The 24,745-nt window shown below is 76.0% G+C and carries 5 protein-coding genes; 4 read left to right on the forward strand and 1 reads right to left on the reverse strand.

Going from position 1 to position 24,745, the window contains the following annotated elements:
• Nucleotides 1-36 precede the first annotated feature (36 nt).
• From AB2U05_RS29985 to AB2U05_RS30000, 4 genes are read left to right on the forward strand one after another with little or no spacing between them, the layout of a single operon-like run.
• On the forward strand, nt 37-10,317 hold the full coding sequence (locus tag AB2U05_RS29985) for a type I polyketide synthase (RefSeq protein WP_369184801.1): 10,281 nt from the start codon (nt 37-39) through the stop codon (nt 10,315-10,317).
• Nucleotides 10,318-10,365: 48 nt separating this feature from the next.
• Nucleotides 10,366-16,056, forward strand: a complete 5,691-nt coding sequence (locus tag AB2U05_RS29990; RefSeq protein ID WP_369184802.1) for a type I polyketide synthase — start codon at nt 10,366-10,368, stop codon at nt 16,054-16,056.
• 53 nt (nt 16,057-16,109) lie between these two features.
• Entirely contained in the window at nt 16,110-16,649 is a 540-nt protein-coding gene (locus tag AB2U05_RS29995) for a nuclear transport factor 2 family protein (RefSeq protein WP_045705394.1), read from the forward strand.
• Nucleotides 16,646-17,821: a cytochrome P450 gene (locus tag AB2U05_RS30000; RefSeq protein WP_052706923.1), complete on the forward strand. Its 1,176-nt coding sequence runs from the start codon at nt 16,646-16,648 to the stop codon at nt 17,819-17,821. The genes AB2U05_RS29995 and AB2U05_RS30000 overlap by 4 nt, the downstream gene beginning before the upstream one ends.
• 65 nt (nt 17,822-17,886) lie before the next feature.
• Here the strand turns inward: AB2U05_RS30000 and AB2U05_RS30005 are convergent, their stop codons facing one another.
• Nucleotides 17,887-24,675, reverse strand: coding sequence for an RHS repeat-associated core domain-containing protein (locus AB2U05_RS30005; protein ID WP_369184803.1), 6,789 nt, complete (start codon nt 24,673-24,675; stop codon nt 17,887-17,889).
• Nucleotides 24,676-24,745 lie beyond the last annotated feature (70 nt).

Consider the following 24,745-nt stretch of genomic DNA (forward strand, 5'->3'; position numbering starts at 1 on the left):
CCCGTCCCCCGCGGACCCTCACGGAGCAGACGAACGATGGCGAACGAAGAGCAACTGCGCGACTACCTGCGCCGTGCGGCCAACGAGCTGCACGAGACCCGGACGCTGCTGCGCGACGCCGAGGACCGGTGGCACGAGCCCGTCGCCGTCGTCGGCATGCAGTGCCGCTACCCCGGCGGCGTCACCTCGCCCGAGGAGCTGTGGGAGCTGCTGCGCACCGGCGGCGACGCCATCGGGCCCATCCCCGCCGGGCGCGGCTGGGAGCACGCCGAGCACACGGCCGGCGCCTCCTACCGGGGCGGGTTCCTGGACGACGCGGCCGAGTTCGACCCCGGCTTCTTCGGGATCTCGCCGCGCGAGGCGCTGGCCATGGACCCGCAGCAGCGGCTGCTGCTGGAGGCCTCCTGGGAGGCCGTGGAGCGGGCCGGCATCGACCCGGCCTCGCTGCGCGGCAGCCGCACCGGCGTCTTCGTCGGGGTGATCGCCAGCGACTACCTGTCCCGGCTGCCGAGCGTCCCCAAGGAGGTCGAGGGGCACCTGCTGACCGGCAGCCTGGTCAGCGTCGCCTCCGGCCGGATCGCCTACACCCTGGGCCTGGAGGGCGCGGCGGTGACCGTCGACACCGCGTGCTCCTCCTCGCTGGTCGCCCTGCACCTGGCCTGCCAGGCGCTGCGGGCCGGCGAGTGCGACCTCGCGCTGGCCGGCGGCGCCACCGTGCTGGCCACCCCGGGCGCCTTCGACGAGTTCGCCCGCCAGCGCGGCCTGGCGGCGGACGGGCGCTGCAAGTCCTTCGCGGCGGCGGCCGACGGCACCGGCTGGAGCGAGGGCGTCGGCGTGCTGCTGGTCGAGCGGCTGTCCGACGCGCGGCGCCACGGGCACCCCGTGCTCGCGGTGGTGCGCGGCTCGGCGGTCAACCAGGACGGTGCCTCCAACGGCCTCACCGCGCCCAACGACCTGGCGCAGGAACGGGTGATCCGCCAGGCGCTGGCCAACGCCCGGCTGACCCCGGCCGACGTCGACGCGGTGGAGGCGCACGGCACCGGCACGGTGCTCGGCGACCCGATCGAGGCCCAGGCGCTGCTCGCCACCTACGGGCAGGGCCGCTCGCCGGAGCGGCCGCTGCGGCTCGGCTCGGTGAAGTCCAACCTGGGCCACGCCCAGGCCGCCGCCGGGGTGGCCGGCGTGATCAAGACGGTGCTGGCGCTGCGGCACGGCCTGCTGCCGCGCACCCTGCACGCCGAGGAGCCCACCCCGCACGTCGACTGGGCGTCCGGCCACGTCGCGCTGCTCACCGAGCCGGTCGCGTGGCCGGCGGGGGAGCGGGTGCGCCGGGCCGGGGTCTCCTCCTTCGGGGTCAGCGGCACCAACGTGCACGTGATCCTGGAGGAGGCGCCGGCCGAGGACGAGCCGCCCGCCGCCCTGCCGTCGGTGACCCCCGTGCCCTGGGTGGTCTGCGCGCGCACCGCCTCCGGGCTGCGCGCCCAGGCCGCCCGGCTGCGCGCCTGGGCGCTCGCGCACCCCGGGGCCCGGCCGGCCGAGGTGGCCTGGTCGCTGGCCACCGGGCGGGCCGTGCTGGACCACCGCGCCGTCCTGGTCGGCAGTGAACTCGCTGACTTCACCGCCGAGTTGGGTGCGCTCGCGGAGGGCTCGGCGGAGGCCGGGGCGCCGCGCCGCACCGGGCGCACCGCCGTCCTGTTCACCGGCCAGGGCACCCGGACCAGGGGCATCGCCCGCGCCGCCTACCGGGCCTTCCCGGTGTTCGCCGCCGCGCTGGACGAGGTCTGCGCCGCCTTCGAGGGCGTGACGCCGTTCGACGTGCGCGAGGTGCTGCTCGGCGAGCCCGGCGGGCCGCAGGTCGAACATGCGGGGGCGGAGGACACCGGGCTGGCCCAACCGGCCCTGTTCGCCTACGAGGTGGCCCTCTACCGGCTCTGGACGGCCTGGGCGCCCGCGCCCGACCACGTGGCCGGCCACTCGCTGGGCGAGATCGTCGCCGCCCACGTGGCCGGGGCGCTCACCCTGGACGACGCCGTCGCCCTGGTCGCCGCCCGGGCCCGGCTGATGAGCGCGCTGCCGCCCGGCGGCGCGATGCTCGCGGTCGGGGCGGGCGAGGCCGAGGCCGCCGCCGTCCTGGCCCCGCTCACCGGCGTCGGGCTCGCCGCCGTCAACGGGCCCGCCAGTGTGGTGGTCTCCGGCACCGCCGAGGCCGTCGAGCAGGTCCGCGCCGTCTGCGCGCAGCGCGGCTGGCGGCACCGTCGGCTGCCGGTCTCGCACGCCTTCCACTCCGAGCTGATGGACCCGGTGCTGGAGAAGTTCGCCACCGTGGTCAACGGGCTGCGCCCGCGCCGCCCGCGGATCCCGCTCGCCTCCACCGTCACCGGCACCGTCCTGGCCCCCGAGCGGCTGGGCGACCCGGCGCACTGGATCGCCAACCTGCGCGACACCGTCCGCTTCGCCGACGCGGTCGGCGCGCTGCGGGCGGCCGGGGTGACCGAGTTCGTCGAACTCGGGCCCGGCGCCGTGCTCACCCCGATGGCCACCGAATGCCTCGCCGCCGAGGAGGCCGAGCGGACGGTGGCCGTCATCCCCACCGCCGACCGCGAGGGCCCCACCGCCCGGGGCTTCCTGACCGCGCTCGGCCGCGCCTTCGTCCGCGGCACGGCCGTGGACTGGGCGGGCCTGACCGCCGGCGCCCTCACGACCGGTGCGGCCGTTCCGGGTGCGGCCACCGACCCCGCCGCGCTCGCCCGCCACCGCGTCGACCTGCCCACCCAGGCCTTCGAACGCCGCCGGTTCTGGCTGGACGCGGGCGTCGGCGCCACCGACGCGACCGGCCTCGGGCAGCGCCCGGCCGAGCACCCGCTGCTCGGCGCCGTGGTCGAACTCGCGGACGGGCACGGCTCGCTGTTCACCGGCCTGCTGTCGCTCGACAGCCACCCCTGGCTCGGCGACCACGTGGTGCTCGGCACCGTACTGCTCCCCGGCACCGCCTTCCTGGAACTCGCCCTGCACGCGGGCCGGCGGGCCGGCTGCGAACTCGTCGAGGAGCTGTCCCTGGAGGCCCCGCTGGTCCTGCCCGAGCGCGGCGCCCGCCAGCTCCAGCTGTGGCTGGAGGCCCCGGACGGGGACGGCCGGCGGGCCGTCGCGATCCACTCGCGGCCCGACACCGGCGACCCGGCCGAACCGTGGACCCGCCACGCGGTCGGCACCCTGGCCCGCGCCGAGGCCGCCTCCGCGCCCGCCTCCGCGCCCGCTGACGACCTGCCCGCCCGGCCGCCGGCCGACGCGACCGCCGTCCCGCTCGACGGCTTCTACGACTGGCTCGCCGACACCGGCGTCGCCTACGGCCCGGCCTTCCTCGGCGTGCGCGCCGCCGCCCGGCACGGCGCCGAGGTCTACGGCGAGATCGCGCTGCCCGAGGCCGTCGCCCACGACGCCGACCGCTTCGCCGTCCACCCGGCGCTGATGGACGCCACCCAGCACCTGCTCGGCATCGCCGCCTTCGCCGACCGCACCGACCCCGGGGACGGACCGGTCTCGCTGCCGTTCTCCTGGCGGGACGTGCGCCTGTTCGCCCCCGGCGCCGCGGCGGCGCGGGCCCGGCTGCGCCGCACCGGCCCGGAGTCCGTCGCCCTCACCCTCGCCGACGCCCACGGCCGGCCGGTCGCCGAGGTCGGCTCGCTGTCCGTGCGGCCGGTCTCCCCGGACAAGCTGCGCGCCGCCGCCACGGCCCCGCAGGACCCCCTGTACGCCGTGCGGTGGACGGCCCTGCCGCACCCCGCGCAGCCCGCCGCCCCCGGCGCCTGGGCGGTGCTCGGCGACGGCGGGCTCGCCCCCGTGCCGGACGCCACCCGGCACTCCGACCTCGCGGCCCTCGCCCGGGCCCTGGACGACGGGCTGCCCGCGCCCGCCGTGGTCGTGCTGCCCTGGCCGACCGCCGAGACCCCGGGCCTGCCGGCCCCCGAGGCCGTGCACGCCGCCGTCGCCCGCGCCCTGGACACCGTGCAGACCTGGCTCGCCGACCCGCGCCTGGCCGCCACCCGGCTGGCCGTGGTGACCCGGGGCGCCGTCTCGGTCGGCGACGACGACCCGGTGCGCGACCTCGCCGCCGCCGCGGTCGGCGGCCTGGTGCGCTCCGCCATGTCCGAGAACCCGGACCGGATCGTCCTCGTCGACCTCGACGACGACCCGGCCTCGGTGCCCGCCCTCGCCGCCGCCACCGCGACCGCCGCCGACACCGGCGAACCCCAACTCGCCGTCCGAGCTGGCACGTTGTACGCGCCGCGGATCGCCCGCAGCACCCCCGGAGACGCTGCCCGGCCCGCCTTCGACCCGGACGGCACCGTCCTGGTCACCGGCGGCACCGGCGCGCTCGGCGCCCTCGCCGCCCGGCACCTGGTCACCGCCCACGGCGTCCGCCGCCTGCTGCTGACCAGCCGGCGCGGCCCCGCCGCCCCCGGCGCCGCCGAACTCGCCGCCGAGCTCACCGCCCTGGGCGCCACCGTCGAACTCGCCGCCTGCGACGTCGCCGACCGGGCCGCCCTCGCCGCCCTGCTCGCCGCCGTCCCCGCCGCGCACCCGCTGCGCGCCGTCGTGCACACCGCCGGCGCCGTCGACGACGGGGTGATCGCCGCCCTGACGCCCGAGCGCTGCGGCCCCGTCCTGCGCCCCAAGGTCGACGCCGCCGTCCACCTGCACGAGCTCACGCACGACCTCGACCTGACCGCCTTCGTGCTCTACTCCTCCGTCGCCGGCGTCATCGGCAGCCGCGGCCAGGCCAACTACGCGGCCGGCAACGCCTTCCTGGACGCCCTCGCCCAGCACCGGCGGGCAGCCGGCCTGCCCGGCGTCTCGCTCGCCTGGGGCCTGTGGGAGGAGGAGAGCGGCCTGATGCGGGAGGACTTCTCCGCCACCGACCGCCACCGGATCGACCGCAGCGGCGTGCTCCCGCTCTCCGCCGCGCAGGGCCTCGCCCTGTTCGACGCCGCCCTCGGCCGGCCCGAGGCGCTGCTCGCGCCCGTCCGGCTCGACCTGACCGCACTGCGCCGCTTCGACGAACTGCCGGTCATCCTCAGCGCGTTGGTCCCCGCCCGGCGCCGGGCCGGCGGCGAGGAGGCCCGCCGGCTCGCCCAGCGGCTGGCCGGCCGCCCCGAGGCGGAACAGGTCCAGCTGCTCACCGACCTGACCCGCCGGCAGGCCGCCGTCGTCCTCGGACACTCCGGCCCCGAGACGGTCGGCGCCGACCGGGCCTTCACCGAGCTGGGCTTCGACTCGCTGACCGCGCTGGAGATGCGCAACCGGCTCAACACCGCGACCGGCCTGCGGCTCCCGGCCACCGTCCTGTTCGACCACCCCAGCGCCACCGCCCTGGCCCGCTACCTGCGCACCGAACTGCTCGCCCTGCCCGAGTACGGCCGGGCCCCCGCCGCCGCCCCCGCCCGGGTGACGGACGAGCCGATCGCCGTCGTCGCCATGAGCTGCCGCTTCCCCGGCGGCATCGCGAGCCCCGAGGACCTGTGGCGCTGCGTCGCCGACGGCGTCGACACCGTCTCGGCCCTGCCCACCGACCGCGGCTGGGACCTCGCCGAACTGTACGACCCCGACCCGGACCGCTCCGGGCGCTGCTACACCCGCCAGGGCGCGTTCATGCGCGGCATCGACCGCTTCGACTCCGAGCTGTTCGGGATCTCCCCGCGCGAGGCGCTGGCCATGGACCCGCAGCAGCGCCTGCTGCTGGAGACCTCCTGGGAGGCCTTCGAACGGGCCGGCATCGACCCGCTCTCGCTGCGCGGCAGCAACACCTCCGTCTTCGCCGGGCTGATGTACTCCGACTACGCCGCCGGCCGCGTCCAGGACGTCGACGACGAGCTGGAGGCGTACATCGGCAACGGCAACTCCTTCGGCGTCGCCTCCGGGCGCGTCGCCTACACCCTCGGCCTGGAGGGCGCCGCCGTCACCGTCGACTCGGCCTGCTCCTCCTCGCTGGTGGCCCTGCACTGGGCGAGCCACGCGCTGCGCACCGGCGAGTGCGACCTCGCGCTGGCGGGCGGGGTCACGATCATGTCGACCCCGAGCGTGTTCGTCGAGTTCGCCCGCCAGCGCGGCCTGGCCCCGGACGGGCGCTGCAAGTCCTTCGCGGCCGGCGCGGACGGCACCGCCTGGGGCGAGGGCATCGGCATGCTGCTGCTGGAACGCCTCTCCGACGCCCGCCGCCTCGGACACCCCGTGCTCGCGGTCGTCCGCGGCTCGGCGGTCAACCAGGACGGCGCGAGCAACGGCCTCACCGCGCCCAACGGGCCGTCCCAGCAACGGGTGATCCGCCAGGCGCTGGCCAACGCGCGGCTCACCCCGGCCGACGTCGACGCGGTGGAGGCGCACGGCACCGGCACGGTGCTCGGCGACCCGATCGAGGCGCAGGCGCTGCTCGCCACCTACGGCCAGGACCGGCCCGCGGAGCGGCCGCTGTGGCTCGGCTCGGTGAAGTCCAACGTCGGCCACACCCAGGCGGCGGCGGGCGTCGCCGGGGTGATCAAGATGGTGATGGCGATGCGCCACGGCGTGCTGCCCAAGACCCTGCACGTGGACGCGCCGACCCCGCACGTCGACTGGACGGCCGGCCGGGTCGAGCTGCTGGCCGAGGGCCGGCCCTGGCCCGCGCTGGAGCGGCCGCGCCGGGCCGCCGTCTCCTCGTTCGGGATCAGCGGCACCAACGCGCACGTCATCCTGGAGCAGGCGCCCGACGCCGTGGCCGCCGGGCCGGTCGCCGAGGGGCCGGCGGGCGTCGCCGGGGTGGTGCCCTGGGTGCTCTCGGCCCGCACCGAGGGCGCGCTGTGCGACCAGGCCGCGCGGCTCGGGCAGTGGCTGACCGGGCGCCCGGCTGCCGAACTCGCGGGGGGCGGACTCGCGGACGGCGAAATCGCCGACGCCGCCTGGTCGTTGGCCGCCGGACGGGCCGCCCTGGAGCGCCGGGCGGTGGTCTGGGGCCGCGACGGCGCCGAACTGGCCGCCGGGTTGCGGGCGGTGGCGGACGGCATGGCCTCCACCGCCCCGAACGCCGTCGCGGGCGACGCGGGCGGGCCCGGCGCCACCGTCACCGGGCCGGTGTTCGTGTTCCCCGGGCAGGGGTCGCAGTGGGCGGGCATGGCGGCCGAACTCCTCGACGTTTCGCCGGTGTTCGCCGCCGCCGTCGAGGAGTGCGCGGCGGTGATGGACCCGCTGACGGACTGGTCGCTGCTGGAGGTGCTGCGGGACGGTTCGGGCGCGCTGCTGGAGCGGGTGGATGTGGTGCAGCCCGCGCTGTTCGCGGTGATGGTGGGGCTGGCGCGGTGGTGGGAGTCGTGCGGGGTGCGGCCGTCCGGCGTGATCGGTCACTCGCAGGGGGAGATCGCCGCCGCGCATGTGGCCGGTCTGCTCTCGCTCGAAGACGCGGCCCGGGTCGTGGTGTTGCGCAGCCGGGCGCTGCGGCAGGTGTCGGGCGGCGGGATGCTGTCGGTCGGCGTCGGCGCCGAGCGTGCCGCTGAACTCATCGAGGCCGATGGCCGGTTGTCGTTGGCGGCGGTCAACGGCCCGTCCAGCGTGGTGCTGTCGGGTGACACCGAGGCCCTGGCGGTCGTGGTCGAGCGGTGTGAGCGCGAGGGCGTGCGGGCACGCATGATCCCGGTCGACTACGCCTCGCACTCGGCCCACGTGGACGCGGTGCGTGACGAGGTCGCCGAACTGTCGGCGAGCGTACGGCCGTTGGCGGGCCGCACCGCGATGTACTCGACCGTGACCGGCGAAGTCGTCGCCGACCCCGAGCAATTGGCGGGTTCGTACTGGTTCGACAACCTGCGCGGCACCGTCCGCCTGGACACGGCGGTTCGGGCGGCCCTGGTGGACGGACACACCGTGTTCCTGGAGTGCAGCCCGCACCCCGGCCTGGTCGTCCCGCTGGAGGACCTGATCGCCGAGGCCGCCGCCCCCGCCACCGTGCTGCACACCCTGCGGCGCGACGAGGGCGGCCCGGACCAGCTGGTCTCCGCCCTGGCCGCCGCCTTCGCCCGCGGCGTGCCCGTCGACTGGGCCGGCCTGCTGCACCGGCCCGGCACCCGCCGGGTCGACCTGCCCACCTACGCCTTCCAGGGCCGCCGCTACTGGCTCGACCCCGACAGCGGCACCGCGCTGCCGGGCCGCGCCAAGCGCTCCGCCGCCCCGAGCGGCGACCCGGTCGACGCCGGCCTGTGGGACGCCGTCACCGCCGCCGACGCGCCCGGCCTCGCCGCGCTGCTCGACGTCCCCGAGGACGCGCCGCTGCACGAGGTGCTGCCCGCGCTCGCCGCCTGGCGCACCCGCCGGCGGGCCGACACCGCCGTCCGCTCCTGGCGCTACGCTGAGCGGTGGGAGCCCTGGACGGACGCCCCCGCCGCGCCCGGCCGGCTCACCGGGCGCTGGCTGGTCCTCGCCCCGGCGGGCGGGGGATCCCCGGTCGTGGACGCGCTCACCGAGGCCGGCGCCGAGGTCGTCGCCCCCGAATCCGGCCGGGTACCGGACGGGCGTGAAGAGCTCGCCGCCTGGCTCCGGGCGACCGCGCCCGCCGCCGTCCTGCTGCTGCCCGACCCGGAGCCCGACCTGGCCGACCCGACCCCCGCGCTGACCGCGCTCGCCACGCTCGTCCAGGCCCTCGGCGACGCCGGACTCGACGCACCGCTGTGGTGCGCCACCCGGGGCGCGGCCTCCCCGCTCGGCGAACCCCCGGCCAGCGCCGTGGCCGCCGCCCTCTGGGGGCTCGGCCGCGTCGCCGGCCTCGAACACCCGGAGCGCTGGGGCGGCCTGGTCGACCTGCCCGAGACCGTCGACGGGCGCGCCGCCGCGATCCTGGCGGCCGTCCTCGGCGCCGGCTCGGCCGAGGACGAGATCGCGATCCGCCCGCTCGGCACCTTCGTCCGGCGCCTCGTCCGCTTCCCGCACGCCGAGGACGCCCCGCGCCAGGACGTCCCCGACGGTGACGCCCCCTGGCGGCCCGGCCGCACCGCGCTGGTCACCGGCGGCACCGGCGCGCTCGGCGGCCACCTCGCCCGCTGGCTGGTCCGGGCCGGCGCCGAGCACCTGGTGCTGGCCGGTCGGCGCGGCGCGGCCGCACCCGGTGCCCAGGAGCTGCGTGAGGAACTGACGGCCGCCGGCGCCGAGGTGGAGCTCGCCGCCTGCGACGTCAGCGACCGCGCGGCCGTCGCCGCCCTGCTCGCCGGGCTGCGCGAGCGCGGGCTGCGGGTGGACACCGTGGTCCACGCGGCCGGGGCCGAGGTCGGCGGGCCGTTCGACCGGATCACCGGCGAGTCGATCGCCGAGGCCGTCGCCGCCAAGGTCGGCGGCGCGCTCGCCCTCGACGAGCTGCTGCGCGCCGACGAACCCGACACCTTCGTGCTGTTCAGCTCCGGCGCGGGCGTGTGGGGCGGCGCCGGCCAGGGCGCGTACGCGGCCGCCAACGCCTACCTCGACGCGCTCGCCGCCCGGCGCCGCGCCGCCGGCCGGGCCGCCACTGCCGTCGCCTGGGGCCGCTGGGCGGGCGGCGGGATGTCCGACAGCCCGACCGTCGCGGCGGCGCTCGACCGGATCGGCGTGGGCGCGATGGACCCCGAACTCGCCCTCGAAGCGCTGCGCCAGGCCCTGGACGAGGACCTGGAACGGGTGACCGTCGCCGACCTCGACTGGCCGCGCTTCGCGGTCGGCTACACCGCCGCCCGCCCGCGCCCGCTGATCGCCGCACTCGTCGCCGCCGAGACCCCGGCCCCGGCCGCGGCGGAGCCGGGCACCGGCACCCGGGCGCCCGAGCAGCTGCGCGAACGCCTCGCCCCGCTCACCGCCGCCGACCGCCACGGCGAGCTCGTCACCCTGGTGTGCGCCGAGGTCGCCGCCCAGCTCGGCCACGCCGACCCGGCCGCGGTCGAGCCCGAACGGCCGTTCCGCGAGCTCGGGTTCGACTCGCTGGCCGCCGTCGGCCTGCGCAACCGGCTCGCCACGGCCACCGGGCTGTCCCTGCCGACCACGCTGGCCTTCGACCACCCGACCGCGCAGGCGCTGGCCGCCCACCTCGGCTCCGAGCTCTTCGCCGACACCGCACCGGACGTGTCGGCGCTCGACGAGCTGGACCGGCTGGAGGCCGGCCTGGCGGCGCTGTCCGGCGCCGCGGACCGCGACCGCGTCGCCGCCCGCCTGACCGAGCTCGCCCAGCGGCTGCGGGCCGGCGCGCCGCAGCAGTCGGCCGAGGCCCGACGCGACCTGCACGCCGCCAGCGACGACGAGATGTTCGACATCCTCGGGGAGGAGTTCGGGATCTCCTGACCAGCAGTCCGCACCGGATATCTCGAAGACCGACAGGGGTACACACACATGTCCACCCAGGCCACCGCGCCCGGCCCGTCCGGCGCGCCGAACCCGTCCGACGGGTCGACCGAGGAGAAGCTGCGCCACTTCCTGCGGCTGACCGCCGCCGACCTGCGCGCCACCAAACAGCGGCTGCGCGAGGCCGAGCAGGCGGGGCGGGAGCCGATCGCGATCGTCGCGACCGGCTGCCGACTGCCCGGCGGCGTCCGGTCCGCCGAGGACCTGTGGCGCCTGGTGGCGGCCGGCACCGACGCGGTCTCCGCCTTCCCGACCGACCGGGGCTGGGAGACCGGGCCCGAGCGGTTCACCGCCGGCTCCGCCGCCCGGCAGGGCGGATTCGTCCACGACGCGGCCGAGTTCGACGCCGAGTTCTTCGGCATCTCGCCCTTCGAGGCACTGGCGATGGACCCGCAGCAGCGCCTGCTGCTGGAGACCGCCTGGGAGACCGTGGAACGCGCCGGCATCGACCCCACCTCGCTGCGGCGCAGCCGCACGGGCGTCTTCGTCGGCGCCTCCGCGCTCGGCTACGGCGGCGGCCACCGGGACGACGCCGCCCCGGCGGTGGCGGGCCACCGGGTGACCGGCGGCTCGATGTCCGTGGTCTCGGGCCGGGTCGCGTACGCGCTCGGCCTGGAGGGCCCGGCGGTCACCCTCGACACGGCCTGCTCCTCCTCCCTGGTCGCCCTGCACACGGCGGCCCAGGCGCTGCGCGCGGGGGACTGCGACCTGGCGCTGGCCGGCGGCGTGACCGTGATGGCCCGGCCGACCGCCTTCGTCGAGTTCGCCCGGCAGAACGGCCTGGCGGCGGACGGGCGCTGTAAGCCGTTCGCGGCGGGCGCGGACGGGACGGGCTGGGGCGAGGGGGTCGGCCTGGTGCTGGTGGAGCGGCTGTCGGACGCGGTGCGCAACGGGCACCCGGTGCTCGCGGTGGTGCGCGGCTCGGCGGTCAACCAGGACGGCGCCTCCAACGGGCTGTCCGCGCCGAACGGGCCGTCGCAGGAGCGGGTGATCCGGGCGGCGCTGGTGAACGCGGGGCTCTCCACGGACGAGGTGGACGTGGTCGAGGCGCACGGGACGGGCACCACGCTCGGCGACCCGATCGAGGCGCGGGCCCTGCTGGCGACGTACGGGCGCCGGCGCGCCGGCGCGCCGCTGTGGCTGGGGTCGGTGAAGTCCAACCTCGGGCACACCCAGGCGGCGGCGGGTGTGGCGGGTGTGATCAAGATGGTGATGGCGTTGCGGCACGGGGTGCTGCCGAAGTCGCTGCACGTGGACGCGCCGTCGCCGCACGTGGACTGGTCGGCGGGCGCGGTGGAGCTGCTGGCGGAGGCGGTTCCGTGGCCGCGGACGGGTCGGCCGCGCCGGGCCGGGGTGTCCTCGTTCGGGATCAGCGGCACCAACGCGCACGTGATCCTCGAACAGGCCCTGGAGACGCCGGAGTCGGCGCCGCAACCCCCGGCGGCCGGGGTGGGCGGGCTGGTCCCCTGGGTGCTGTCGGCCCGGACCCCCGCGGCGCTGCGGGCCCAGGCGGCCCGGCTGCGCGACTGGACGCGCGAACACCCGCGGGCCCGGCCCGCCGACGTCGCCTGGTCCGCCGTCACCGGCCGGGCCCTGCTGGAACACCGCGCCGTGGTGCTCGGCCGCGACCTCGCCGAGCTGACCGCCGGGCTCACCGCCCTCGCCGACGGCGCACCCCGGCCGGCCGAGGCCACCGGGCTCCCGATCGCGGTGACCGGGGTGGTGCCGCGCCGGGCGGGGGCGGTCGGCAAGCACGCCCTGGTGTTCACGGGGCAGGGGGTGCGGGTCGCGGGGGCGGGGCGTGAACTGTACGACGCGTTCCCGGTGTTCGCGGCGGCGGTGGACGAGGTGTGCGGGGCGTTCGAGGGGGTGGTGCCGTTCTCGGTGCGGGAGGTGCTGCTGGGGGAGGCCGAGGGCGACGAGGAAACCGGTGTGGTGCAGCCGGTGTTGTTCGCGTTCGAGGTGGCGTTGTACCGGTTGTGGCGCTCCTGGACGCCGCAACCCGAGGTGGTGCTGGGGCATTCGCTGGGCGGGATCACGGCGGCGTACGTGGCCGGGGTGTTCTCGTTGGAGGGTGCGGTCGCTCTGGTGGCGGCGCGGGCCCGGTTGATGGGCGAACTGCCGTCCGGTGGGGGGATGCTGGCGGTGGGGGCGAGTGAGGCGCAGGTGGTGGCGCTGCTGGCGGCGCGCCGTCCGGGGGTGGTGGGGGTCGCGGCGGTGAACGGCCCGGCGTCGGTGGTGGTGTCGGGTGAGGCCGAAGCGGTGGACCTCGTACGGGAGTTGTGCAGGGAACGTGGCTGGCGGGCGAAGCGCCTCGCGGTGTCGCACGCGTTCCATTCGGTGCTGATGGAGCCGGTGCTGGCGGGGCTGCGGGAGGTGGTGGCGGGCATCGAGCTCGCGGAGCCGTCGATCCCGTTGGCGTCGGACGTGACGGGCCGCCTCGCGACTCCGGCGGAGGTGTGCGATCCGGAGTACTGGGTGCGTCAGGTCTGCGAGCCGGTGCGTTTCGCCGACGCGGTGGGCGCGGCCCGGGCCGAAGGCGTGTCGGTGTTCGTGGAGTTGGGGCCGGAGGCGGCGCTGACCCCGATGGTCACCGAGTGCACGGCCGGCACCGACGCCACCGCCCTGCCCCTCCAGCGCCGGAACCGCGACCCCCGGGAGGCCCTGGCGGCCGGACTCGCCGCCGCCTTCGTCCACGGCACACCGGTCGACTGGGCCGCCACCGTGACCGGCGCCCAGCGGGTGGACCTGCCGACCTACGCCTTCCAGGGCCGCCCCTACTGGCTCGCCCACGAGGGGCCCGCACCGGAACCGGGCCCCGCCACCGAACCACGGCCGGAGCCCGCCGCCGCACTCCCGGACAGCGGGTTCTGGGAGGCCGTCGAGCACACCGACCTCGACCGGCTCACCGCGCTGCTGGACGTCCCCGCCGACGCGCCGCTGCGCGAGCTGCTGCCCGCGCTCGCCGCCTGGCGCACCGAGGACCGCGCCGATCGTACGGCCCGCTCCTGGCGCCACGAACTGCGCTGGGAGCCCTGGACCCCCGCCGCGACGCCCGCCGCCCTCACCGGGTGCTGGCTCCTCGTCCACACCGCCGCCGGCGCCGGCCTCGCCGACGCGGTGGAGCCGGTGCTCACCGCCGCCGGCGCCCGGGTGCTGCGCCGCGAACTCGCCGCCGAGACCGCCGGGACCGCCGGGACCGCCGACCGGGCCGACCTCGCCGCCTGGCTGGCCGAGTCGGCGCCCGCCGGAGTCGTCTCCCTGCTCGGCGCGGAGCCCGCGAAGGAGGCCGGTGACGGCCCGGCCCTGGTGCGGGCCGTGACGGCCGCCGCCACCCTGGTCCAGGCCCTGGCGGACGCGGGCACCGCCGCCCCGCTCTGGTGCCTGACGGCCGGCGCCTGCTCGGTGCTCGGCGAGGACCTGGCCGGCGCGACGGGCGCGGGGATCTGGGGCCTGGGCGGCGTCATCGGCCTCGAACACCCGGACAGCTGGGGCGGGTTGGTCGATCTGCCCGCCGCCCCCGACGACCGCTCCCTGGCCACCCTGCCGGCCGTCCTGGCCGAGGCCGGGGGAGAGGACCAGTTCGCGATCCGCCCGCTCGGCACCTTCGTCCGCCGCCTGGCCCGCCCCGCCGACGCGGAGCGCCCCGCCCGTCCGGCCCGGCGCTGGCGGACCGGTGGCACCGCGCTGATCACCGGCGGCACCGGCGCCCTGGGCGGGCACGCGGCCCGCTGGCTGGCCTCCCGCGGGGCCGAGCGGGTGCTGGTGCTGGGCCGCCGCGGCGCGGCCGCCCCCGGCCTGGACGGGCTGCGCGCCGACCTGGCGGCGGACGGCGTCGACCTGGTGCCGATCGCCTGCGACCTCGCCGCGCCGGACGCCGTCGACCGGCTCGGCGAGGCGCTGCGCGACGAACTGCCGTACATCCGCACGGTGCTGCACGCCGCCGGGGTCGCCGGACCGGCCCGGCTGCTCGACACCGACCCGGCCGGGATTGCCGCCACGATCACCGCCAAGGCCGCCGGGGCGCTGGCCCTGGACGAGCTGTTCGGCACGGCCGAGCTCGACGCCTTCGTGCTCTACTCCTCCGGCGCCGGGGTCTGGGGCGGCGCCGCCCAGGGCGCCTACGCGGCCGCCAACGCCCACCTGGACGCGCTGGCCGTGCTCCGCCGCCGGCGCGGTCTCGCCGCCACCGCCGTCGCCTGGGGCCCGTGGGCCGCCGGCGGCATGGCGGACGGCGAGGCCGGCCGCCACCTCGCCCGGCTCGGCGTGCGGCCGATGGACCCGGCCACCGCCCTGACCGCCCTCGGCCAGGCCCTGGACGAGGACCTGACCTGCGTGACGGTCGCCGACGTGGACTGGTCCCGCCTCGCCCGCAGCTACGCCGCCGCCCGCCCCCGGCCGCTGATCGCCGACCTGGTCGGGCCCGAGCGCGCGACGCCCGACGCACCGCCGGCGAGCCCGGCCCCCGCCGACGCGCCGCACCGGCTCCGGGACCGCGCGGCCGAACTGTCCCCCGCCCAACTGGCCGCCGAACTGCTCGACCTGGTCCGCACCGAGGTCGCCGCCCAGCTCGGCCACCCCGACGCCGGCGCCGTCGACCCGCACCAGCCTTTCCGCGAGATGGGCTTCGACTCGCTGGCCACCATCGGGCTCGCCCGGCGGCTCGGCGAGGCCACCGGCCTGGACCTGCCCAGCACCCTGGTCTACGACCACGCCGGCGCGACCGCGCTCGCCGCGCACCTGGCCGACGCGCTCGCCGACGCCCCGGCCGGGGGCAGCGCCGCGCGGCACCTGCCCAGGCCGGAGCCCGGCACCGAGGAGTCCAACGAACTGCTCGGCTCCCTCTACCGCCAACTCGCCCTGCGCGGACAGATGGACGACGCGGAGGCGCTGCTGGTCGGCGCCTCCGGGCTGCGCGAGACCAGCGCGGACCGGCGGCGGCTGGCCGCCCTGGCCGGCTCCGTCCGGATGTCCGAGGGCGGCGGGCACCCCCGGCTGATCTGCTTCCCGCCGTTCGCCCCGGTCGACGGCGCCATCCAGTTCGGCCGGCTGGCCACCGCCTTCGACGGGTTCTGCGCGACCGCCGTCCTGACCGTCCCCGGCTTCCGCTCCGGCGAGCCGCTCGCGGCCTCCCGCGACGTCCTGCTCGACCTGCTCGCCGACGCCACCCTGCGGTGCGCCGGGGGCGAGCCGTTCGTGGTGCTCGGCTACTCCTCCAGCGGCTGGCTCGCGCACGGCGTCACCAGCCGCCTCCAGGCGTCCGGCAGCGCCGCCGCCGGCACCGCGCCGACCGGCCAGGTGCTGCTGGACACCTACCTGCCGGCCAGCATGTCGCGCCGGATGCGCAGGGCGATGAACTACGAGGTGATCGTGCGCCGCCACGCGTTCACCGCGCTCGGCTACGTCGGCCTCACCGCGATCGGCAGCTACCGGCGGATGTTCCGGGGCTGGGAGCCCGAGCCGACCGCCGTGCCGACGCTGTTCGTCCGGCCGTCGCGCTGCGTCCCGGGCTCGCCCGAGGACCCGATGACCGGCGAGGACTGGCGCTCCGCCTGGCCCCACGCGCACACCGCCGCGGAGGTCGAGGGCGACCACTGCACCATGATCGGCGAGCACGCGGAGCGGACCGGCGCCGCGGTGCGCGACTGGATCGCCGGGCTGTCCCCGTCCGCCCCCTGACCACGACCCCGCCCCGACCCGCACCGGCCCCCTGACCGTACGAAGGGATCCCCATGACCCAGCCCAGCACCACGACCGCGCCGGCGCTGCCCGTGCCCGGCTCGACCGGCCACCTCGACGCGGCCTTCCTCGCCGACCGGGCCGCCATCCAGGACGTCGTCGCCGCCTACAGCCTGTACTACGACTCCGGCGACTTCGACGCGCTCGGCGAGCTCTTCACCGAGGACGCCACCTTCACCTTCACCCCGGCCCCCGAGGGCTTCCCGCCCTCCGTCGCCACCCGCGAGCGGATCGTCTTCGCGATGGCCGCGCTGTACCGGCACCACACCGAGACCCGCGGCGCCCACCAGCGCCACCTCACCGCCAACACCGTGGTCACCCGCCTGGACGCCACCACCGCCGAGGCCCGCTCGCTGCTCTCCCTCACCTTCGCCCTCGACGACGGCGGCTTCGAGCTCGGCCGCAGCGGCTCGTACGTCGACCGGCTGGAGAAGGACGGCGACCGCTGGCGGATCGCGAGCCGGCACGTGTGGCTGCGCGACCTCCCCCCGGTCGGCGCCGCCGCCCCGGACGGGCAGGAGGGGTCGGCGTGATCCCCGTCCTGGACCTCGTCCAGATCTCCGCCCTGCCGGACGCCGAGCGCGAACTCGGCGAGCTGGCCCGCCGTTACCCGGTCGTCCGCACCCGGCAGGCGGACGGCACCGAGGCGTGGACCGTCCTCGGCGCCGAGGCCGCCCGGCGGCTGCTCGGCGACCCGCGGCTCTCCAACGACCTCCACCGGTACGCGCCGCAGGCCGCGCAGACCCCGGACGGGCCGGTCGTGCTCTTCGAGCAGGACAACCCGGACCACGCCCGCTACCGGCGGCTGGTCAGCGCCGCCTTCGCCTCCCGCACGGTGCGCTCGCTGGAACCCCGACTCGCCGAGCTCGCCCGCGGCCTGCTGGACGCCCTGCCGCCGGCGGGGGAGGCCGACTTCGTGGCCGCCTTCGCCTACCCCTTCCCGCTGGAGGTGATCTGCGAACTGCTCGGCGTGCCGCCCGGGGACCGCGAGGTGTTCCACGCCCGGGTGCAGAACATGGACTCGCCCTCGCTGCCGGTCCGCCAGGCCGCGATGGACGCGTTCGCCGCCTACTGCACCAAGCTGGTCGAGGCCAAGCGCCGGCAGCCGACCGAGGACCTGCTGAGCGAACTCGTCGCCGCGCGGCTGGACGACGGACACGCCCTCAGCCTGGAGGAACTCGTCGGGTTCTGCTCCGTCCTGCTGTTCGCCGGGCACGTCACCACCGGCCACGTCATCGCCAGCGCACTGCTCGAACTCCTCAACCACCCCGAGGAGTTGGCGGCCGTCCGGGCGGACCCGGCACTGGTCGCGGGCGCCACCGAGGAGGCGCTGCGCTACCACGGCTCCGTCCTGTCCACCACCAACCGGGTGGCCGTCGACGACCTCGAGATCGAGGGCGTCCTGGTCCGCAGGGGCGAGCTGGTCCGCTTCCTGCCCTCCGCCGCCAACCGGGACCCGGCCGTCCGTGCCGACCCGCACGCCTTCGACCCGCCGCGCGCGACCGCCGCCCACCTCGCCTTCGGCCACGGCCCGCACTTCTGCCTCGGCCACCAGCTGGCCCGGCAGGAGATCAGGATCGCCCTGACCGAACTCCTGGCCCGCTACCCCGTCCTCGAACTCGCCGTCCCGGCCGCGAAGTTGACCTGGCACCCCTCGGACGTGCTGCGCGGGCTCACCGCGCTGCCGCTGCGCTTCGCGAGCTGACCGGCACCGCCGAACGCGGAGGGGCCCGGAAGGCGCGAACGCCTTCCGGGCCCCTCGTGCGGTCCTTAGCCGCAGACCTTGTCGGACGGGAAGAGGATGGTGCGGTAGCCCCACTCGAAGTGGGCCTTGATGGCCCGCCCCGGGATCCGGTCGTGGTCACCCTCGGGGATGGCCTGCGGGTTCCAGCCGCGGGGCACCAGCTTGGTCGCCGAGTTCCAGTCCCACTGGTCGTCCACCCGGAAGTGGATGTCCACGATGCGGTACCCGTTCTTCGCCTGCTGGACGTTGGTGACCTTGGCGTAGACGTTGAACGAGCCGAGGATCGACTTGGATTCGTAGTTGGTGCCGACGTTGCCGTTGGTCAGCACCCCGGTGACGTCGTCGGCGATCCCGAGCAGGACCCCGACCTTGTTCAGCGGGAACGAGGAGTCCGGGAGCTTTCCGGTGTCCTCGTAACTGTTGCGGACCTCCTCGCCGATCGCCTGCGGCCCCTTCGCCTGGTAGTTGTCGAGGACCTTGGTGATCGTGTCCTTGACCTCCTGCTGCTTGGTGAGGTCCATCAGGAGCGGGTCGCCCGCACCGAAGTTCACCACGTCCTTGTGGTCGAAGGTGTCGGTGAGCCAGGCCCGGAGGATGTCGTGCGCCCGGTCGTCGTTGTGCGGGTAGGTCGTCACGCTGTAGACCCCGCAGCTGACCTCCGCGCAGAACTGGACGGCTTCGCCGAGCTCGTTGGAGAGGTCGCAGATCTTCTTCCCCGCCGGGCACGGATCGCCGCCCGTCTGCGCGGGCGCGGGCCGCGACTTGAAGGAGGGGAGGTCGGTGCTGGAGTTCGTGGCCGGCGGCCGGTAGTAGTTGTGCGGGCGGGACTTGCGGATGGTGTCGGTCCAGACGCCGTGGTCCGAGGTCCAGGTCTCCTGGACGGTCTGGCCCTCCGGGGTCCGGCAGGCGCCGAAGCCGCCGCAGACGCCGTCAGGGCGCAGGCCACTGGGGTCGGAGAGGTTGACGGGGTCGTTGTCGCTGTAGGCGTAGCCGTTCCACTGCTGCGGGTCGGCCTCGTCCATGAGCGGGTCGGGGCTGATGAACCGTCCGGTGGCCGGGTCGTACTGGCGGGCGCCGAGGCTGGTGAGCCCGGTGGCGTCGTCCTTGCTGCCGCCGACGAAGCCCTTCGTCCCGGCCCACTGGCCGGCCGCGGGCTGGGTGCCGCGCGGGTTGCCGAAGGGGTCGGTGGCCCGGCGGGTGACGGTCATCGCCGCGTCGGTGCCGATCTGCAGGCCGTTGGTGCCGTGCGGGTCGGCCGCCTGGATCTGGACGGTGCTGCCGCCGTCGGCGGTGGTGCTGCGGGTGAAGGTCAGCCCGCCGGGGGCGCCGAGGGAGCGGACGTTGCTGACGGTGCCCGTGCTGTCGACGGTGATCTCGTCGGTGGCCAGGGTGAGCGTGGTCTTTCCGGGGTTGCGGCGGATCAGCTGGTTGCCGTCCGCGTCGTAGAGGTAGCTGGTGGCGCCGTTCTGGCCGGGCTTGGTGAGGGTGTCGAGCTTGTCCTCGCCGTTCCAGGTCAGCTTGGTGGTGCCACCGGGGTCGGTGATCGCGGTGGTGTTGCCCTTGGCGTCGTACTGGTAGCTGACGGCCTTGGTGCCGGCCGGGCCGGCGGTGGTGGAGGTCAGCAGTGCGTGAGCGCCGCCGTTGCCCGTGCCGGTGTTGGTGGACTTGGCGGCTCCGAAGGTCTGGGTGACTGTGGTGTCGCCCAGGCTGTTGCCGGTGATGTCGTGCTGGACGAGGCCGGTGCGGTTGCCCGTGGCGTCGTAGCTGTAGGTGTTCCAGTACGGCGCCGGGCCGCCGACCGTGCGCCCGCCGGGGGCGACCGTCGCGGGGCCGGTGGCGTTGGTGCAGCCGCCGGTGCCGGGGACGGTGGTGGAGCTGCCGGTGCCGTGCTTGACGCCGGAGGAGTCCGTCCAGTCGGCGGTGGTGCTGGTGCCGCCGGTGTCCGTCCAGGCGCCGGTGAGACGGTTCAGGTAGTCGTAGGTGAAGCACTGGGTGTCGGTCGCCGCCGCGTCCTGGATGTCGGTGGCGGAGGTGAGTTGGCCGGCCTGGGTGTAGGTGTAGCTGGTCTGGTCGGCGGAGACGGTGCCGTTCTGCCGGTCGACGAAGTTGTTGATCACGCGTCCGGTGGCCCAGTCGTACTGCTGGGTGGCCACGACCTGGGTGCCGTACGGGCCGACGGTCGTGCGGATCGGGCGGGCGAGGGCGTCGTAGGCGACCTGCGCGACGACGGCCTTCTTCAGGCTGCTCTCCGAGGTGAGCAGGCCGGTGACGGTGCGGCCGTAGCTGACCGATTCGGCGGGCAGGCCGCCGGCGGCCGGGATGTCCATGCCCGTGGGGACGCCGAGGACCCCGCTGTACGTGAGGTTGGTGGTGTAGGTGCCGGCCAGCGCGCCCTCGCCTGACGGGATGGTCAGCGAGCTGCCGAGCGGCCGGTAGGCGGTGTCGTAGCCGGTGATGGCCTTGGTGTACGCCGAGCCCTTCACCGCCCCGCCCACGTAGCGGGTGCTGGACGTGAGCAGGCCCTTGGCGAGCGTGTCGTAGGTCCAGGAGACCAGCTGGTTGGCGGGTGCGGCGCTGCCGCTGTACGCGCCGGTCTTCCGGTTCAGCACGTCGTACGTGTAGGAGAGCGTCTGGTTCTTGGCGTCGGTGGTGTGGTCGAGGTGCCCCTGGGTGTCGTAGAACAGCTTGGTGGTGCCGGTGTCCGGGTCGGAGGTGGAGGTCTGGCGGCCGCGCAGGTCGTAGCCGTAGGACCAGGTGTTGCCGCTGCTGTCGGTGCGGGAGGCGGTCAGGCCACCGGGCGTGTAGGCGTAGCCGGTGACGTCGGCGTCGGCCGGGTTGCCGGTCGGCGTGGGCGTCTTGTACCGCCAGGTGGCGGTGGTACGGCCGCGGGCGTCGGTGACCGTCGAGATCGCCGTGCCGCCGTTGGGCGGGGTGGTGTCGACGCGGTCGGCGCCGGGGTAGGCGGTGCTGGTGGCCCACTGGAGGTTGCCGTTGGAGCGGAACTCGGCGCGCAGCAGGCGCCCGTTGCCGTCGTAGGTGTTCCAGGTCTGGCCGGGGACCTGGCCGTCCGCCACGGGGACGAAGATCGCCTCGGTGGGGAAGGAGGTCTGCTCGTAGTAGGGGGAGGAGCTCTTGATCACCCAGCCGTGGGTGTCGTAGACGGTGTCGGTGATCAGGCGGCCGTCGGGTTTGGCGGCGCTGGTGCTCTGGGTCTGGCGGGGGCGGCCGAGGCCGTCGAAGATCTGGATGCTCGCGGAGAAGGTGGTGGCGCCGTCGTTGAGCGTCTCCGTCTTGATGGTGGACGGTGCCGTGGCGCCGTACAGGCCGTAGGTGAAGCGCTTGCTCGGCAGGTCGGTGGTGGGCCGGTCGGGCGCCCAGACGGCGGTGAGGCGGCCGAGCGGGTCGTACTGGGCGGTGGTGACGCGGCCGTTGGGGTCGGTGGTGGTCAGCGGGGAGCCGCGGGCCGGGTCCTGGGTGACGGTCGTGGTCCAGCCCAGGGGGTTGGTGGTGACGAACGACGTCGGCAGCTGGCCGGTGGCCGGGGTCAGCGTGGTGGTGCTGGCGGCCGGGGTGACCGAGGGGGCGCTGAGCTGGGTGCCGCCGCGGTCGTAGGTCGAGCCGTCGGTGGTCGCGCTGGTCTGCGGACGGCCGTAGGCGTCGAAGGTCGTGCTGCCGGTGTGCGCGTAGACGGGGTTGCCGGAGGCGTCGAAGCGGTCGAGGGCCTGGGCGCCGGTCGGGTCGCCTGCGGCGCCGGCCTGCTTGAAGGGCTTGCCGTCGTAGAGCGTGCGGGTGGCCGTGAGGGTGTTGGCGGCGGTGGCCGTGCCGGAGCAGGAGCCCTGGAAGACGGTCTTCTCGGCCGCCAGCTCCAGGCTCATCGGGTTGTCGCCGGCCGCGTAGGCGATGGTGGTGCAGGTCTCGGGGGTGGCGGCGGTGCCGTCACCCGGGTCGTCGACCGACACGACGCGGTTGCCGTTGGCCGGCTCGCTCGTCGTCACCGTCGTCTTGGTGCGCCAACTCTGGTCGGCCAGCTTGGACTTGGCGATCGAGGTGACCTGCGAGTCCGGCCGCCAGGCGTAGACCTTCGGCGCGCCGGCGCTCTGCGCGTGGGTGGCGGAGGTCTGCTGGCCGTTGTAGGTGGCGCCGGAGATGCCGATGACGCTGCCGCCGGCCTGGTCGAAGGTCTCGGTGGCGACGACCCGGCCCGCCAGCTGCGCGCTGTCCGTGACCTTGCCGCCCAGCGGGCTCACCACGTCGGGCACGGTCCTGAGCGTCGTCCCGTCCGCGAGGTAGTCGCCGACCATGCCGCGCAGGTACGTCACGCGCTGCTGGGTCTTCGGCGCCTCGCCGGGGTTGGCGTTGCCGGTGGTCGTGGTGACCGTCTGGTAGCCGCGGAACTGGTCCCAGGTGCGGACCTTGGGGTCGGTGAACTCGGCGTCGTTGCGGTGCCAGGCGGCGCCGCCGCCGTACGTGTACTCGGTGGTGCGGGCGACGGCCGGGGTGCTGACCAGGTCCTGCTCGACCACGGTCTTGACCAGCGGCTTGTCGAACCAGTCGTTCACCGGGTCCTTGCCGGACTGGCCGGGCAGGTACCAGTGGACGGGGATGCAGGCCATCGCGTTGGTGTCCTCGGAGGCCGGCATGCGGTTGTTGACCCGGGAGCACTCGGGGTCGGTGTAGACGACGTCGATGCGCTCGCCGGCCTCGGTGGTGATGCCCTGGATGCGCGGGCGCATGAACTGGGGTGAGGCCGGGACGAGTCCGTCGATCCGGTTGGCCCGCATCTTGTACTGGAACTGCACCGCGGGGAGCGTGGTGAGGTCCGGCTGGCCGTTGCTCGGCACGCGCTGGACGGAGTCGAGCTGCAGCAGGTGCTTGGTCCCGTCACCGGGATCGGCCAGCTCCTGCGTCAGGTTGTACGTGTCGACCGTGCGCGGCCCGTTGTCGACCTGGATCCGGGTGCTGATCGAGGTCAGGCGCTTGGTGGTGAAGAAGGTCGGCGAGCCGTTGGTGCAGCTGCTGTCGGTGCAGATCTGGTCGATCGGGGTGTCCGGCCAGGAGGTGGCGTTGGCGGTGGTGCGCTGGTCCTCCGAGCAGGTGATCGCCCCGCTGGGCAGGCAGCGTTCGGCGGTGGTGAAGAGCACCTGGGCCGCCGGAGTCGCGGCGCCCTTGGCGGCCAGCTGCTCGTCCAGGCGGTGGCCGTAGTCGATCTCCTGGACGTACCCGGCCCGCTGGTAGTCGGTGAGCGTGCCGGCGGGCCCGCCGGGGAGGCGGCCGCGCTGGTACTTGTTGCCCTCGGTCGCGTACGTGTAGGTGGTCAGGTTGCCGTGCGGGTCGACCACGTAGTCGAGCTGCCAGCGCCACGCCATCTGGCACCACGAGCCCTTGCCCTTGGCCGCGTCGTAGCACGGGTCGCCGCTGTTGGGCGAGTACACCGGCACGGTGAGCACGGAGTTCGCGGCCGGGTCCGAACCGTCGCCGCCCGGCAGGTGGTTGAGGCCGAAGTAGTACTGGACGCCCTCCGGCGTGGTGATCCGCCAGTACTCGCGGCCGTTGTAGTCGACGTCGCCCGCGCCCTTCGGCGCCCCGGTCAACTGCTCGACCTTCGTGCCGTCGTCGTTCACCAGGTGCCACACACCGCTGGCGTCGTCGCGCACGATCGGGCCCGAGTGACCGGCGAGCGCGAGCGAGGCGTTCTGGCCGCCCCAGCACTCGTCGCCGGAGCCCGTGATCCCGTCCTTGTCACAGGACTTGTAGGAACGCTCGATGAACCCGGGCTCGTAGTTCCAGCCGTCACCCACCCACGAGGGCTGCGCGTTGGACGCGGAGGTCTTGCCGTCCACGTCCGCCGAGTTGTAGCTCAGCTCGACGGACGGCGCCGCGCCACCCAGGGCCGGAGGCACCGAGATCGGGTAACTGTACGAGAAACTCCCGGCGTTGGAGCCACCCGACCAGGCGGCGGACGGGGACAGCGAAGTCGCCGTGTAGTTCCCCAGCGGGCCGGACGGTGAAGGTGCCGCGGCCAGCACCGTCGAGCCGCCGCCCGAGGTGTCGGTGACCGACGCCGGGCTCGCCGCGCCCGTGAACGACGCCTTCACCGCGCCGCTCCCGCCCTGCGGAGCGGCCGTGGGCTTCGCCGGCAGCGTCACCTGCGCGGTGATCGTGCCCGCGCCGTCGCTCGTCGCCGCCACCGGCGTCTGGGTGCGGCACTCCGGCCGGTCCGGCGTGGTCAGCGCACAACCCGGCAGCGCCACCAGCGCCGCCCGCTCCGACCAGCCGCCCGCCTGCAGCGCCTTGAGGTCCAGCGTCACCCGCGCCCCGCGCCCGGGACCGCCCGCGGCCTGCGCCTCGGCGTCGGTCAGCGCGACCAGCGGCCCGGCGACACCCGCCGCCCGGCCCTTGTCCCGGTCGGTGACCTGCACGGTGACGGCGTGCGCCGCCTCCGTCTGCGCGTTGCCGGGCGCGACCCGGACGGCCAGGTCCCCGGCCTTCGTCCCGTTCTGCCCGCCCGACGCGGGCGAGGCCCCGCCCGTCGCCTTGCGCGCCGCCTCCGCCTCCGCGCCGTCCGCACCCAGCGTCACCGTCGCCGTACCGGTGACCACCGGCGCTACCGCCTCCGGCGTCCACACCGCCTTCGCCGGCGCCGACTTGGCCCCTGGCGGCTTCGCATCGTGCCCCTGCACGGGCGTGGTCGCCGCCCCCAGCGGCGTGTTCGGCGGACTCCAGACCTTCTCCTCCGGCTCGGGGTACGTCCACGCCGCCGCCGGCGGCGCCGCCAGCCCGGACACCGTCAGCGCCAGGATGGTGCCGAACAGCACCGGCCGTGGGCGTGGACCGCCGGAGCCCCCTCCCGCACCTGAGGTCCGATTTCGGACATGCCAAACTCCC

Origin of the sequence: Streptomyces sp. Y1 (assembly GCF_041053115.1) — a bacterium.
Classification (GTDB): Bacteria; Actinomycetota; Actinomycetes; order Streptomycetales; family Streptomycetaceae; genus Kitasatospora; species Kitasatospora rubellomurina.

Excerpts from the sequence above, each read along its gene's own strand:
- AB2U05_RS29985 (WP_369184801.1), top strand. The coding sequence starts at position 37 with ATGGCGAACGAAGAGCAACTGCGCGACTACCTGCGCCGTGCGGCCAAC.
- AB2U05_RS29990 (WP_369184802.1), top strand. The coding sequence starts at position 10,366 with ATGTCCACCCAGGCCACCGCGCCCGGCCCGTCCGGCGCGCCGAACCCG.
- AB2U05_RS29995 (WP_045705394.1), top strand. The coding sequence starts at position 16,110 with ATGACCCAGCCCAGCACCACGACCGCGCCGGCGCTGCCCGTGCCCGGC.